This is a genomic window from Chloroflexus aurantiacus J-10-fl (assembly GCF_000018865.1).
In the GTDB taxonomy this organism is placed as follows: domain Bacteria; phylum Chloroflexota; class Chloroflexia; order Chloroflexales; family Chloroflexaceae; genus Chloroflexus; species Chloroflexus aurantiacus.
In genome coordinates this window covers 1,089,950-1,104,241 of record NC_010175.1, presented here as the reverse complement: position 1 = coordinate 1,104,241, position 14,292 = coordinate 1,089,950, and the positions used below count along the sequence as shown (strand labels likewise).

Annotated in this window: 8 protein-coding genes; 4 read left to right on the top strand and 4 right to left on the bottom strand. The window is 58.9% G+C overall.

All coding sequences use genetic code 11. The features are described 5' to 3' along the window. Nucleotides 1-86: 86 nt before the first annotated feature. The gene (locus CAUR_RS04205) at nt 87-899 is read right to left on the bottom strand and encodes a TrmB family transcriptional regulator (protein WP_012256699.1); all 813 of its coding nucleotides are present in this window, start codon (nt 897-899) and stop codon (nt 87-89) included. Between the two features lie 136 nt (nt 900-1,035). Between CAUR_RS04205 and CAUR_RS04200 the strand changes: the two genes are divergently transcribed. Continuing rightward, the gene (locus tag CAUR_RS04200; RefSeq protein ID WP_012256698.1) at nt 1,036-2,835 is read left to right on the top strand and encodes a sensor histidine kinase; all 1,800 of its coding nucleotides are present in this window, start codon (nt 1,036-1,038) and stop codon (nt 2,833-2,835) included. 148 nt (nt 2,836-2,983) lie between these two features. On the opposite strand, the gene CAUR_RS04195 is transcribed toward CAUR_RS04200, so the two are convergent. From CAUR_RS04195 to ptsP, 3 genes are read right to left on the bottom strand one after another with little or no spacing between them, the layout of a single operon-like run. After that, on the bottom strand, nt 2,984-4,426 hold the full coding sequence (locus CAUR_RS04195; protein WP_012256697.1) for a PTS fructose transporter subunit IIC: 1,443 nt from the start codon (nt 4,424-4,426) through the stop codon (nt 2,984-2,986). A 29-nt stretch (nt 4,427-4,455) separates the two neighbouring features. Next, a complete protein-coding gene (gene pfkB, locus CAUR_RS04190) occupies nt 4,456-5,424 on the bottom strand; it encodes a 1-phosphofructokinase (protein ID WP_012256696.1) in 969 nt (322 codons plus the stop codon). Beyond that, nucleotides 5,421-7,883: a phosphoenolpyruvate--protein phosphotransferase gene (ptsP, locus tag CAUR_RS04185; protein ID WP_012256695.1), complete on the bottom strand. Its 2,463-nt coding sequence runs from the start codon at nt 7,881-7,883 to the stop codon at nt 5,421-5,423. The genes pfkB and ptsP overlap by 4 nt, the downstream gene beginning before the upstream one ends. A gap of 839 nt (nt 7,884-8,722) precedes the next feature. On the opposite strand from ptsP, the gene CAUR_RS04180 reads away from it, so the two are divergent. From CAUR_RS04180 to lon, 3 genes are all read left to right on the top strand, one after another. Next, nucleotides 8,723-10,180, top strand: a complete 1,458-nt coding sequence (locus CAUR_RS04180) for an acyl-CoA dehydrogenase family protein (RefSeq protein ID WP_012256694.1) — start codon at nt 8,723-8,725, stop codon at nt 10,178-10,180. A 162-nt stretch (nt 10,181-10,342) separates the two neighbouring features. Continuing rightward, entirely contained in the window at nt 10,343-11,140 is a 798-nt protein-coding gene (locus CAUR_RS04175; protein WP_012256693.1) for a DeoR/GlpR family DNA-binding transcription regulator, read from the top strand. Nucleotides 11,141-11,636: 496 nt separating this feature from the next. Beyond that, on the top strand, nt 11,637-14,120 hold the full coding sequence (gene lon, locus CAUR_RS04170) for an endopeptidase La (protein WP_012256692.1): 2,484 nt from the start codon (nt 11,637-11,639) through the stop codon (nt 14,118-14,120). The last annotated feature ends 172 nt before the right edge of the window (nt 14,121-14,292 follow it).

The following is a 14,292-nucleotide window of genomic DNA, read 5'->3' as shown; positions in this document are numbered from 1 at the left end:
TTCAGGGTGATGCGTCCACCCTGGGATTAGTTTGGTTACCCGACACGCCCTGAATGTGGACGCATCACACTCAGTGGCGTGTAACACTAGGTGGGCTGGAACGGTTCGGCATCACTCCAGAGTTGCTCGAACGCACCCTGCAGGAATACGCTGAAGTTGGGATGGGTGACGCAGAGTGCGGTGAGACTCAGCGCACCGGTAACGGGGTCCTGGAGCGAGAGTAAGGCGATGCGACGGTCGTAGAGATTCACCTTGAGCGGCAGGGTCTCGACCATGCGCGCCTGTTGCCCCCATTCAACGAACTGCGTCACCCAGGCTCGCAGGTCAGGGTTTGCCAGGGCTGACCGTTCGTAGAGTGCGCGATAGCGCACACCGCGACGGAGTGGTTCGGCTACCTCGGCGAAATTGCTTTCCCGGTCACCCAGTAACGGGAGCTTGAAACAGACGCTGATCTCGCGTTCAGCACTCTGCGCCAGGGCCAGGGCGCGCTCGACAACGAGCCGGCGGTCGAGCAGGACATCAACATAATCGAGGGGATCGATCTGTTCATGACCAGCCGTAAAAGCAGGTGTCAGGGTGGTGAGGAGCGTGTGGACGTGTTCGGTCAGTGTAGCCTGTTCGTGCTCGAATTGCCGACGACGCTGCTCGATCAGGGCCGGTAGGGCGATGGCCGGATCGATGGCGACGTAGTGGCGTTGACCGTCGCTGTGACGTTCGATGGCGAGGCCACGCGCACAAAGTGCGGCCAGTACGTCGTAGATGCGCTGGCGAGGAATGCCGGCACGCACCGCTACCTGCGCCGGGGTGTAGCTCCGGCGTTCGAGGAGCGCCAGGTAGGTGGCCGCTTCGTAGCGGTTGAGACCTAACGCCATCAGTTGTTCCTGGATGCGATCAACCATTGATCTGTATCTTATTGTCACCACTTATCAGTGGTGTCTATTATACAGGGTTTCTGATTGGTTGGCAAGTCATGGTATGCTATGCTGTATATTGCGTTTATGATCGCGAATAATCGCAGCGATAACACCTGTGCTTATGTGGTATTTCACACCCTACATCCTCTTGCCACTTGCTGCGGTGCTCCTGGCGTTAGGGGCAATGCGTCTGGCCTGGCCATATCGGCGACTACCGGTGGCAAAGGTCTTTCTTGGCCTGATGTTTAGCACGATCTGGTGGTCGATGTGTCATGCCCTGGAATTGTCGAATGCGACTATTGCCGGTAAGGTGCTGCTGAGCAATATTCAATACATCAGTGTGGTGAGCGTGCCATTATTGTGGCTATTGTTTGCACTGTGTTACACAGATCGCGCTCATCTGTTGCCGCGTAGTGTGCTGTACAGTTTGATCCTGCTCCAAAGCGGATTTTTGATCGGTGCCTGGACAAATGGCTGGCATCGGTTGATGTGGCCGCGGGTGGAATTGACCTATACTGCCGGTGGCCTTTGGGTGCTGACCGGGCCGCATGGGCCGCTGTGGTACGCCAGTGTTCTGAGCGCCTATGCGATGGTGTTTGCCGGTACGGTGTTGATGATCAATCAGGCGATCCGCAGTCAATCACTCTACCGCGCCCAGGCGATCAGTCTGGTGGTTGGAGCACTCCTCCCTTGGGCAGCGAGTATGCTCTTCGTAACCGGACTCAGTCCGATCCCCTTTGTTGACCCAACGCCGGTCGCTTTCGCGCTCGGTGGGCTGGCTTTCACCGTTGCGATGCAGCGCTACCGCGCACTTGACCTCTTGCCGGCGGCGCGTGAGCGAATCGTTGATCAGATGCCTGATGCGATTATCGTGCTTGATATGCATGATCGGATCATTGACCTGAATCCGGCAGCACAGGCGATTTTGTCGGCAACGACAGATGTTCTTGGTAAGTCGTTGGCACGTGTTGCACCGCCCTGGCTGATTGAGCAGGTCCGTGATCGGTACGAAGGCCAGTTTGAGGTGCAACAGACCGGTGAAACGGGGACGACGACCTACGATTTACGTTGTACCACGTTGCGCGATCGCGATGGCAGTCCGGCGGGGCGGATCTTTGTGCTGCGCGACATTACCCTCTTCAAGCAGGCAGCACAGGCTTTGCAAGAAGCGAAGGAGGCGGCTGAAGCGGCCAGTCAAGCGAAAAGTGCCTTCCTATCAATGATGAGTCACGAATTGCGGACACCACTGACGGCTATTTTGGGCTACAGTGAGTTTCTACGCGAGGATTTGTTGAATCGGGATCTGCATTCACTGACATCCGACCTTGACCGGATCATTACGGCTGGACGGCATTTGTTGACGCTGATTAACGATATTCTTGATTACGCGCGCCTGGAAGCGAATGCCGTGACGATTCACCCAGAGCCAGTTCACATGTCTACGCTGATCAATGAGGTTGTGATGACGTTGCAGGGACTGGCGAAGCAGGGGCAAAATACTATCACCGTTACTGTGGAACCAGACCTGCCACCGGTGTTGGCCGATCCGGTACGTTTACGTCAGGTGTTGTTGAACCTGGTTGGCAATGCCTGTAAGTTTACCGGGCAGGGTGAGATTCGTGTTCACTGCTACCGTTCAACCACTGCTGAGATTCAGATTGATGTGAGCGATACGGGGATCGGTATTGCTGCCGATCAGCTTCAGCACCTGTTCAAGCCATTTGTGCAGGTAGATAATGGTCCAACCAGACGCTACGGTGGCACCGGGCTGGGACTGGCTATCTGTCAGCGCTTGTGTCAGGTGATGGGAGGCGCGATCCTGGTCACGAGTGAACCGGGCCGTGGTTCGACCTTTAGTGTGCGTTTGCCGATCACAGGTGTGCCATCTGCACCATGTGAAGTTTCACAAGAGGATGGCTAAGGATGTGTCGCTGACACAGATGCGCTCCGGTGTGATGGGTAATCTATTGAGGATGAATTCAGTAGTCACACTTGGGGTGCGGAAGCCTGGCTTCCGCACCCCGGTTGCTGCAACGATTGAGTTGCGTGTGTAACGCTGGTTGCGATGACTAATCAGCCGTCCCCCGCACTGCTGCCGTTGTCGGTGCTTCGGCGGTATTCAGTGGTCGCTTGAGCACATAGAGCATCGCTGCGGTTACCAGGGTACCGGCCAGGATGGCGACGATGTACATCGGCAGGTTGCCGACAGCATTCGGAATAGGCAGCACGAAGATACCACCGTGTGGCACAGCCAGCGTTGCCCCGAAGAGCATCGAGAGCGCACCGGCTACTGCCGACCCAACCATAATCGAAGGAATGACGCGGAAGGGGTCTTTGGCCGCGAAGGGAATGGCACCTTCGGTGATGAAGGAGATGCCGAGTACGGCAGCGGCCTTGCCCGCCTCACGCTCTTCGTCAGAGAAGCGATCTTTGAACAGCAGGGTCGCCAGTGCCAGGCCGAGCGGTGGGGTCATACCGGCGGCCATCACGGCTGCCATCGGCGTCGTGACTTGCGAGGCCAGCAGTCCGGTGGCGAAGGTGTAGGCAGCTTTGTTGACCGGGCCACCCATATCGAAGGCCATCATCGCACCCAGGATCAGGCCGAGGATTAGCGCACTGCTCTGCTCCATGCTTTGCAGCCAGGCCGTTAAGGCATTGAGGGCTGAACTCACCGGCTGGCCGATCACGTAGACCATCAGCAGACCGACGAATAGCGAGCTGAGCAGCGGCAGGATCAGTACCGGCTTCAGGCCGGCCAGTGTCTTGGGCAGGTTGAGGTTCTGGTTGAGCCATTGCGTCGCGTAACCGGCGATGAACCCGGCCAGGATACCGCCGAGGAAGCCGGAACCGGTGGAAGAGGCCAGCATGCCACCGATCATACCGGGGGCCAGACCGGGCCGATCTGCGATAGAGAAGGCGATGAAGCCGGCGAGGATGGGTACCATCAGCGCGAAGGCCGATGGGGCACCGATCTGGAACAATGCCCAGCCCAGCGTGCCACGGTTTGCATCTTCGTAGACGTAGATACCGCCGAAGGCAAATGCCAGGGCAATGAGCAGACCACCGGCTACCACGAAGGGGAGCATATAGCTGACGCCGGTCATCAGATGCTTGTACGGGCCGGCTACGCCTGATGCGCGGGCCGCCTTTGCCGCTGCGACCTGATCAACCAGATCGGATCGTGCCCCCGCCGATACTGCTTTGGTGGTGGCCTGGGCAAGTGCTGCCTTCACCACGCCTGCCCCGTCGTGAATTGCCGCTTTCGTGCTGGTTTCGTAAATCCGCTTGCCGGCAAACCGACTCAGATCGACTTTGGTGTCGGCGGCAATGATCACCACCTCGGCAGCGGCAATATCAGCCGCCGTCAGCGTGTTTTCGGCGCCAACCGACCCCTGTGTCTCGACCTTGATCGTGTGGCCGAGACTCTCTGCTCCCCGTTGTAGCCCCTCCGCTGCCATAAAGGTATGCGCGATACCGGTGGGACATGACGTAATTGCGACAATGACCGCCATGGTTCTCCTCCCTTTGCTCCTTACAACTTCTATTGATCAACAGGCGTCACGGTCGTGACAGCCGGATCAACCACGGTAACGGTAACTTTTGCTGCCAGCGCGATCAGTTCAGCGCGTGGCGGCAGGTGTGCCCCAATTGAACCGAGCGCTGCCAGTGAAAAGGCTGTTGCGCGACGAGCGATCTCGGTTAGCGATAGTCCTTCAACGAGGCCGGCAATGGTGCCGGCGACCATTGCATCCCCGGCACCGACTGTACTCCGCACGGTGACCGATGGCGGGATGGCGTGCAGTAATTGCGTTCCATCGCTAAAGATTGCACCCTGCGCACCCATAGATACAATTGCCAGCCCTACTCCCATCTGATTGATCCGACGCGCCGCATTGCCCACTGCTTCCAACCCTTCACCATCGAGCAGATCGATCTGGCGTAGCTCATCAAGGTTGGGTTTCACCAGTGAAGGTTGGGCTTGCAGACCGGCAATCAGGGCCGGCCCGCTGACATCAAGGGCAACGTTGCAGTTAAAACTGCGGAGACGGGCAACCAGGTTGGGAATGAATTCAATCGGTACGCCGGGCGGTAACTTGCCGGCCAGCACAAACCATTCGTGATTAACGGCCAGCTCATCGATCACGTCGATCAGGGTGTTCAAGGCAGCGGGTGGTGGCGGCAAACCAGGGAGATTAATATCGGTCGTCTGCTGGTTCGCTTCATCAACGATTTTTACCCCGATCCGGGTGGCACCCGGCACCCGGACAAACCGGTCGGTGATGCCTTTGGCCGCAAAATGGCGCTCAAAGATATGGGGATTTTCGGCACCGAGTAAGCCGGTGGCGGTGACCGAAAGGCCATAATCGGCCAGGAAGGATGCGACATTCACCCCTTTGCCGCCGGCATCGCGTTGCATAGCGCGTGCCCGGTTCACGGTGTTCAATTGAAAATGATCGACGAAGACCGTCTGATCAATGGCCGGATTGAGGGTTATGGTAGCGATGTTCATAGTGCGCGCACCTCCGCTGCATTACGACACGCCAGTGCTCGTCGCGCCAGATCACGCAGATCGGCGGCACTCAGACCGCGCAGGTGCGCTTTGATGGTCGCGACACTGGGAATACTGACGCTCAGCTCTTGGACGCCTAAACCGACCAGAATCGCTGCGCCGAGCGGATCACTGGCAATACCACCACAGACACCGACCCAGCGTCCGGCACTGGCTGCGCCTTCGACGGTGCGGGCAATTGTGCGGAGCACAGCCGGGTGCAGACTATCGGCCTGGCGGGCCAGGTCTGGATGCAGGCGATCCATCGCCAGGACGTACTGCGTCAAATCGTTGGTGCCGATGGAGAAGAAATCGACCTCTTGCGCCAGCACGTCGGCCAGCATGGCTGCCGATGGTACCTCGACCATAATCCCGATCTCGACCGGTGGCGCATTGAGTTCGGCACGGATGCGCTCGGCAATCGCTTTGGCCTGTTGCACCTCTTCCAGCGTAGCGACCATCGGAAACATCATTTTGAGCGGGCCGTGCATAGCGGCGCGGTAGATGGCGCGTAATTGCGGCTCGAACAGATCGGGTCGGCGCAGGCAGAGCCGTAAGCCACGAATACCCAGGAACGAATTGTCTTCGCGGGCAATATTGAGATAGGGTGCCTCTTTATCGCCCCCAATGTCGAGGGTGCGAATGATCAGCGGACGCCCATTCATCGCCTCAACCATCGCCCGGTACGCCTGATACTGTTCCTCTTCGTCGGGAGCACTGTCGCGTTCGAGGAACAGAAACTCGGTACGCATTAAGCCAACCCCGTCGGCACCGTTCTCAAGGGCACGCACAACATCAGCTACCCGGTTGACGTTGGCAGCAACTTCGATATGGACACCATCGCGGGTGATGGCCGGCTGATGACGGGTAGCGAATGCCACCGCCTGTTCCTGATCGAGACCGGCGCGCAAGGCACGCGCTGCTTCAACATCGGCGGCTGATGGTCGAAGATAGAGCCGGCCACTGTAGCCATCGAGAATTGCCGGCGTACCGTCTTCAATATCGAGCACGGCAGTACCGGCGGCAACGATGGCCGGCAGGCCGAGTGAACGGGCGATAATCGCGGTGTGCGACGTTGGGCCACCGAGCGCTGTACAAAGCCCCAGCACACTGTCGGGATCGAGCGTGGCCGTGTCAGAAGGGGTCAGGTCATCGGCTACCAGAATTGCCGGTTCGGCCAGACTGATGAACGGCATCTCACCCAGGCCGAGCAAGTGGCGCAACACCCGCTGGCCGACATCGCTCAGATCGACAGCGCGCCCGGCCAGTACCGGGTCATCAAGCTTTTCAAGCTGAGCAACACGGGCCGCGATGGTCTGTTGCCAGGCCCAGGCCGCGCTGTGGCCGTCGAAAATCCGGCTGACAGTTTCACGCATCAGCGCCGGGTCGGTCAGCAATTCGGCATGGGCACGGAAAATGGCGGCGCGAGATGAACCAAGCCGACGGCTGACTTCACCGGCCACCAGCTCAAGCTCGCTGCGCGCCTCGGCAATGGCCCGTTCGAGAGCGGTGGCTTCGCTCATCCGGTCACCGGGAGTATCGCTGACAACCAGCGGTGCCCGGCGGTAGTGGCGGATCGGCCCAACCGCCAGCCCCTCGGCGGCAGCGATGCCATTAATGGTCGTAGCAACGTGCTGTGGCACCCACCCGCGGTAGGGCACTTTCGGACGATTGGCCGTGTCTTCGGCAACCGGTTCCTCGCCCATACCACTCTCAACCAGGGCCTTGAGCGCGGCTAAGGCCGCCGGAGCGTCGGTACCCTGAGCCGAAATGGTAACGCTGGCCCCACTACTCACCCCCAATTGCAACAGACTCAAGAGGCTCTTGCCATCGGCCACCGCATCGCCATAGCGGACGCGCACCGCGGCCTGAAAGCGTCTGGCCGTTTCGACAAAGGCGGTTGCCGGGCGGGCGTGCAGGCCGGTTGGATTGTGAATCACCACCTGAATCGCGTGATCGTAGTCACCGGGGGATGGGGAAGCGGGCAGGGGACGGCTACCGGTCAGCGCTTCGACAATATCGGCAGGATCACGAGTCTGGGATAACCGTTCGACCAGCGCCGCATCACCGAGCACACGGGTCAGGCGGCGTAAGATGTCAATATGCTCGTCGGAACGGGCGGCAATGCCGACAATCAAACGAGCCGTCTCACCCGCATTCCACGTGACGCCGTTGGGAATTTGCAAGACAGCAATGCCGGTTTCGAGGATGAGGTCGCGGTCTTCCGGTTTGCCGTGCGGAATAGCAATTCCATTACCGAGGAAGGTATTGGCCAGCGCTTCACGGGCCAGCATACTCTCGATATACGCAGGTTGAATATGGCCGGCCTCGACCAGCACCTGCCCAACCTGACGAATCGCCTCTGCTTTCGAGGTCGCGGTCGCGCCGATGCGCACACTCGCGGCGGTTAGCTTTACCATAAGAGCACTCCCCTGTGCAGCAGCCTGCCTGGCTGCCCGAACCTGTTCTTCGCTTCGTTGCGGTAAATCGACAACCTGTCGCGCAAGGAGGGCAGAGGGTGCGGGTGCCGTTGCCGATTTCACCAGACTATCGGGTTGATGACGAGTTAGATGTTGTTGTTCGATGGCACCATCATATCACATATTTTCGTTTTGTCAATATATGTTTTTGTTTTTGCTGTAATTTGGTTTTCGTTTGATTTCTTTGTTGGTCGTTCGTCGGGCGGCATGTCCTGGTAGCACTGCCGGGTCAGGCGAGAGCGATGGACGCGCCGAATATTGATGTTCCCGCCTGAAACCCGCCCCTACGGACGTTGCCGGTACCCGATCAGATTGCCTTCGCGATGGATGATTGATGATGTCGTCGCTACGACACCAGATGTGATATGACCCGTGACGTTTGGTGTGTCGTGGTAGGGGCGGGTGCTAAACCCGCCGTGGGTGCTAAACCCGCCCTGGGTGCTAAACCCGCCGTGGGTGCTAAACCCGCCCTGGGTGCTAAACCCGCCGTGGGTGCTAAACCCGCCCTGGGTGCTAAACCCGCCGTGGGTGCTAAACCCGCCCTGGGTGCTAAACCCGCCCCTACATCGCGATGGATGATTGATGATGTCGTCGCGATGGAGAAAGCGGAGGTGGCGAAAGGGTTTGTGTTGGATCGCGTGCTGTACATTATATTTTATCAGATTTGGTATGACATAGAGCGCAGACAATCACATCATCACTCTGTGCCCTCGGTGTCTCTGTGGTGCATCACCCATCGCACTGCCAGATTTGCTATAATCCCAGCAGAGGTGATGACTATGGAACAGCATATCTTTTCGCCGCTGGCGTTTTTGCGCCACCAGTTGGCCGATCTCGCTCAACCAGACTATCTGGAAGCGTATCAGGCATGGTGGGAACACGAGGGGAAGCCGGTCTCGGCGGCAATTGATCGGGCCGGGACACCCTGGCTGCGAATGTTTGATCGCCAGGGGCAACGGGTTGATGAGATTCTCTACCCCGCTGAATACTGGCGTATGGTGCGGCAGGGCTACCAAAGCGGTGTGATCTGGCGGGTCTTTACCGAAACCTCACTCGTGCCGCACTACCTGTTGGGCTATCTTACCGCTTTCTACGATGCCGGTCTCTACTGCCCGTATACCGTGTCACTTTCAACCGCGGTGCCGCTGGCTAAGTATGGGACGGAAGCAGTGAAAGCCCAGTTTTTGCCGTTGCTGCTGCGCCAGGACGCAACGGTCTGGCAGGGGGCAACCTGGATGACCGAGATCGGTGGCGGCTCTGATCTGGGGACGACCGTAGCGACCATCGCGGTTGCTGAGGATGGCCGCTGGTATCTGAGTGGTGATAAGTATTTTGCCAGTAATGTCGGTGCCGAACTGGCAGTAGTTGCTGCCCGCTTCGCCACCGGCCCGGCAGATATTCGTGGTCTGGGCCTGTTTCTCGTCCCCCGCTACCGCGCCGATGGCAGTCTCAACTACACCATTCGCCGCCTGAAAGACAAGATCGGTACGCGCGCGGTACCCACCGGTGAAGTAGAATTGCGTCGCAGCGAAGCCTATTTGTTGGGGCGGGCGGAATGGGGTATCTACCTCATTCTGGAGACCCTGAACCTCTCGCGGGTGGCAAACAGTGTGGGTAGTGTCGCGCTGGCCCAGCGTGCGCTGGCCGAAGCAGTGAGTTTTGCGCACCAGCGTCGGGCTTTCGGTAAGCCGATAGCTGCCCACCCCTTGCTCAAACGTCAGATTGAGGAACGCATTGTCGAACTGGAAGCTGCCTTTGCGCTGGCCTGGGAAGCGGTTTGCCTGCTCGAACAAGTCTGGCATGTGACACCACCCTATCCAGAACAGTACCATCTCTTTCGTTTGCTTGCGCATCTCGCCAAGTACTGGACGGCTGAGTTTGCGGTGCAGACGGCAAAGTGGGGGATGGAGGTTCACGGCGGGATTGGGACGCTCGCCGAGTACAATGCCGAGCGCTGGTTGCGCGATGCAATGATTCTGCCGATCTGGGAGGGAACGCCACACCGCCAGATTCTGGACGGCCTGGAAGTGATGGAGCGCAAAGGGGCGCATCGGATGCTCTTGCACTATCTGGCTGCTGATGCCCCAACGCAGGCTTTAACCGACATGCAGCATCGGATCGAGGCCCATCTCGCACTTCCCCAGGAAGAGAAAGAAGCCGGGGCCGAGAGTCTCTTCCGTGATCTGGCCTTGCTGACGGCACACACCCTGCGCGCACGCCGGCTGGCCAGGCGGTGATGGCGGCGTGCGCTGGTGATCAGGTTATGGTTGCCCTTCCTGTTGCCCATCTGCAGCGGGTTGTGTGTTCACGCGCCGGCGAACACCCTTGACGGGCCTCATGCCGGCAACGTACAATACCAACGTAAACAAACGAAACTTTATGCAACTGGAGATACATGCATGCAGCCCGACGAGAGCACGATTGGAGAACGCAGCCCCCTAATGCTCGACCGGCGAACCCGCATTGCCGAACTCGTGCGGCAGCGTGGTTCAGTGCGGGTCAATGAGCTGGCCGATATTTTCGGTGTGACACCGGTCACGATTCGTAACGATCTGGCTGCACTCGAACGTGAGGGAGTGCTGGTGCGCGATCACGGCGGTGCCGTCGCTTTGCCGGCGACCAGTGCGTTGATTGCGTTCGAGCAACGGGCCAGTATTCGGCTTGAGGCAAAGGCACGCATCGGGGCGGCGGCGGCGCAATTTGTGCAACCCGGTGATACCATTCTGCTCGATGCCGGAACGACGGTGGTTGAGATGGTGAAGCATCTGCGGCAGCGGACGCCGCTGACGGTGGTGACCAACGCTTTGAATGTGGTCATCGAGTTACGTCATCTCAACGATGTACAGGTCTGGATGCTGGGAGGTACGGTCAACTACGCCACGTTCGGTACTCTCGGCCCGCTGGTTGAACAAAGCCTGGGTGATCTGGTCGTCGAGAAGCTCTTTTTGGCCGCCGAGTCGGTCGACTCGACGTATGGTGTGACCGATTCGACCAGCGAGATTGCCCATACCAAGCGCGCATTGGCACGGGCTGCGCGGAGGATTATCCTGCTCGCCGATTCGAGTAAGTGGCAGCGGCGTGGATTTATCAAGGTGCTGCCTTTAGAAGCAATTGAGACGATTATCACCGATACCGATCTGCCGGAAACCGAGCTACGTCGGTTAGAGATGGCCGGCGTGCGCGTTGTGCTGGTGTGAAGCGCCTGTCCATGCCGAAGGGGAGTGACCTACACCGGTAGGGATCGACGATCATCGGCGCGTCTCGTTAGAACTTATTTCATAAAAAGCTGTACTGGTGCGCTCTGATAACCATCTCCGGTGCCATCACGCGCTGAATTGATTGCCTTGCTCGCTCATCATCCGCGTGGTGCGTCGTTTGGAGTGCGGCAGCCATGCTGCCACGCCGCCCGTGCTCACGATCCGGCACGTGTCACGTCGTTGACCCGGCTGGTCACGCGGATGCCGGGTGTGCTCGCTACGATCATGGAATCGGTCGGCGATGAATCAGGTAACTTTATAAGATGTTTTTTGAAACAGGTTCTAGCCTACTCTACCGGTCGCCTACCTTGCGGCAGACCGGCAATTGTTAGAATTACACTAGAACTTTTGTCCCATCATTGACACGCTCCACTATGAGTTTCAAAATATACATAGTGCGGAAGTCTTGTTCCGCGGATCAATGTGGAGACGTGCTATGAATGATGAAACATTGCGGGAACAGACGACTGCGGAGTCTGAAGAGACATCACCAACGACACCTTCACCCGAACCAGAGGTGGTTGAGACGCTGCCCCTCATTCCGTTAGAGGGAGCGGTCGTTTTTCCTTATATTGTGGTCAGCCTGACGCTCGATGAGTTGGGGTCGGCGTCAGCCGAAGCCGCAGCGCGCGAGGGGCGTCAGGTGTTGCTGGCTGCCCGGCGGCCCGATGCGCCTGCCGATGCGCCGATTACCGACCAGCTCTTCAATGTAGGGGTAGTGGCCCGGATCGAGCAGCTCGGTACCTTGCCGAATGGTGCCAGCGGGGTGGTCGTGCGGGGGCTGGTGCGTGCTGTGCTGGGTGAAGCCGTCCAAACCACGCCGTATCTGCGTTTTCGCTTTACCCGCCGACCCGATGTCTTCGAGCGCACTCCGGAGCTTGAGCAGTTAATGGTCGAGGTTCACGCCGCGATTGACGCGGTGCTCGAATTGCGCCCCGGCGTGACGCAAGAGATTCGCAATTTTGTCCGCTCCATCGACGATCCCGGTCATCTGGCCGACAACACCGGCTATTCGCCCGATTACACCTTCGCCGAGCGCCAGGAATTGCTCGAAACCTTCGACGTAAGCGAGCGGTTGCGCAAGGTGCTGATGTTTTACCGCAAACAGTTCGCCCTACTCGAAGTTCAGGCCAAACTGCGGCAAGAGGTGCAGGAGAGTGCGGCCCGGCAGCAACGCGAATTCTACCTGCGCCAGCAATTGCGCGCTATTCAGAAAGAGCTTGGCGAAGATACGAGTGAAGCCGCGGAACTTGACGATCTCCGGCAGAAGCTGGCCGCTGCCGATCTGCCTGAAGTTGCCCGTAAAGAGGCCGACCGTGAGCTGAGTCGTCTGGCCCGGATCAATGCCAGCTCACCGGAATATCAGATGGTACGTACCTACCTGGAGTGGCTGGCTGAGCTGCCGTGGAATAAGTATACCGGCCAGCCAATTGATATTGCCTTTGCCCGCCAGGTGCTTGATGAAGATCATCACGGCCTCCAGAAGGTCAAAGAGCGGATTCTGGAATATCTGGCAGTGAAGCAACGTCGGGCAGCGTTGGGTGAAGAGAACCTGCGTGCCAATCGCGAGCCAATTCTCGCCTTTGTTGGGCCACCCGGCGTGGGCAAGACCAGTCTGGGGCAGAGTATTGCCCGTGCGCTTGGCCGGAGCTTCGTCCGTATGAGCCTCGGTGGTGTACGTGATGAGGCCGAGCTGCGTGGTTTCCGCCGAACGTACATTGGTTCGCAGCCGGGGCGGATCATCCAGGAGCTGCGCCGTGCCGGTACTGCCGACCCGGTGATCTTGCTGGATGAAATCGATAAGCTGGGGATCGATTATCGCGGTGATCCGGCAGCCGCACTGCTTGAGGTGCTTGATCCCGAACAAAATCACACCTTCACCGATCACTATCTCAATCTGCCGTTCGATCTCTCACGTGTCCTCTTCCTGGCAACGGCCAACACGTGGGATACGGTACCGCCGGCGTTACGTGACCGGATGGAGGTGATTGAGCTATCGGGGTATATCGAAGACGAGAAGGTGCAGATTGCCCAGATTCATCTGGTGCCGCGCCAGTTGCGGGCCAACGGCTTGCGCCCGGAAGAGGCTGTCGTCACCGAAGACGCCATTCGCTGCATCATTAATGAGTACACACGCGAAGCCGGTGTCCGGAATCTGGAGCGTTCGATTGGTGCGGTGCTGCGCAAGGTGGCCCGTCGCCTGAGCGAAGGCGAGATCGATCCGGCCAATACGCCGTTTGTGGTCGATGCTGCGTTTGTGCGCGCCGCGCTGGGGCGGCCACGCTTCACCAATGAAACCCGCGAACGGATCGATCAGCCCGGTGTGGCGATTGGCCTGGTATGGACACCGGTCGGCGGCGATATTATCTTTGTGGAGGCCAGTGCGGTTGAAGGGAAGAAAGAACTTACAATCACCGGCCAACTGGGTGAGGTCATGCGCGAGAGTGCCGAAGCGGCGCTGACCTACGTCCGTTCGCGCGCCCGTTCGCTGGGCATCGAGCCGGATTTCTTCGAGACCCACGCCATTCACATTCACGTGCCGGCTGGTGCGGTGCCCAAAGATGGCCCCTCAGCCGGTATTACGATGGCAACCGCCCTGGCGTCGGCGGCAACCGGTCGGCTGGTGCGTGACGATATTGCCATGACCGGCGAAATCTCACTGCGTGGGCGGGTGTTGCCGATTGGCGGCATCAAAGAGAAGGCACTCGGCGCTCACCGGGCCGGTATCCGCACTGTGATCCTGCCCAGGCGGAATCTGATCGATCTCGACGACCTGCCGCCGGCGGTTAGCGCCGAAATGACCTTCATTCCGGTAGACACCCTTGATGAGGTATTGAGCATCGCCCTTCTGCCGCCGGCGACGACCACAGATACGCTCACTGTGGCGCAGCGGAGTGATGTGCTCACCCCGGCATCCTGAGTTTAGGGATGGACAGACTATTTGAATGCATCTTTCAGTGCATCAGGAAGCTATAAACAAAGCCTCTGAACGCCCCTCTCCCGCGCTGCGCGGGAGAGGGGCGGGGGTGAGGGCGTTCAGCGCATCGCCAGGATATATCGCGCGAACGCACTCGCAGGTTCTGTCCGCCTTG

Excerpts from the sequence above, each read along its gene's own strand:
- CAUR_RS04205 (WP_012256699.1), bottom strand. The coding sequence starts at position 899 with ATGGTTGATCGCATCCAGGAACAACTGATGGCGTTAGGTCTCAACCGC.
- pfkB (WP_012256696.1), bottom strand. The coding sequence starts at position 5,424 with ATGAACATCGCTACCATAACCCTCAATCCGGCCATTGATCAGACGGTC.
- ptsP (WP_012256695.1), bottom strand. The coding sequence starts at position 7,883 with ATGGTAAAGCTAACCGCCGCGAGTGTGCGCATCGGCGCGACCGCGACC.
- CAUR_RS04175 (WP_012256693.1), top strand. The coding sequence starts at position 10,343 with ATGCAGCCCGACGAGAGCACGATTGGAGAACGCAGCCCCCTAATGCTC.
- CAUR_RS04195 (WP_012256697.1), bottom strand. The coding sequence starts at position 4,426 with ATGGCGGTCATTGTCGCAATTACGTCATGTCCCACCGGTATCGCGCAT.
- CAUR_RS04200 (WP_012256698.1), top strand. The coding sequence starts at position 1,036 with ATGTGGTATTTCACACCCTACATCCTCTTGCCACTTGCTGCGGTGCTC.
- lon (WP_012256692.1), top strand. The coding sequence starts at position 11,637 with ATGAATGATGAAACATTGCGGGAACAGACGACTGCGGAGTCTGAAGAG.
- CAUR_RS04180 (WP_012256694.1), top strand. The coding sequence starts at position 8,723 with ATGGAACAGCATATCTTTTCGCCGCTGGCGTTTTTGCGCCACCAGTTG.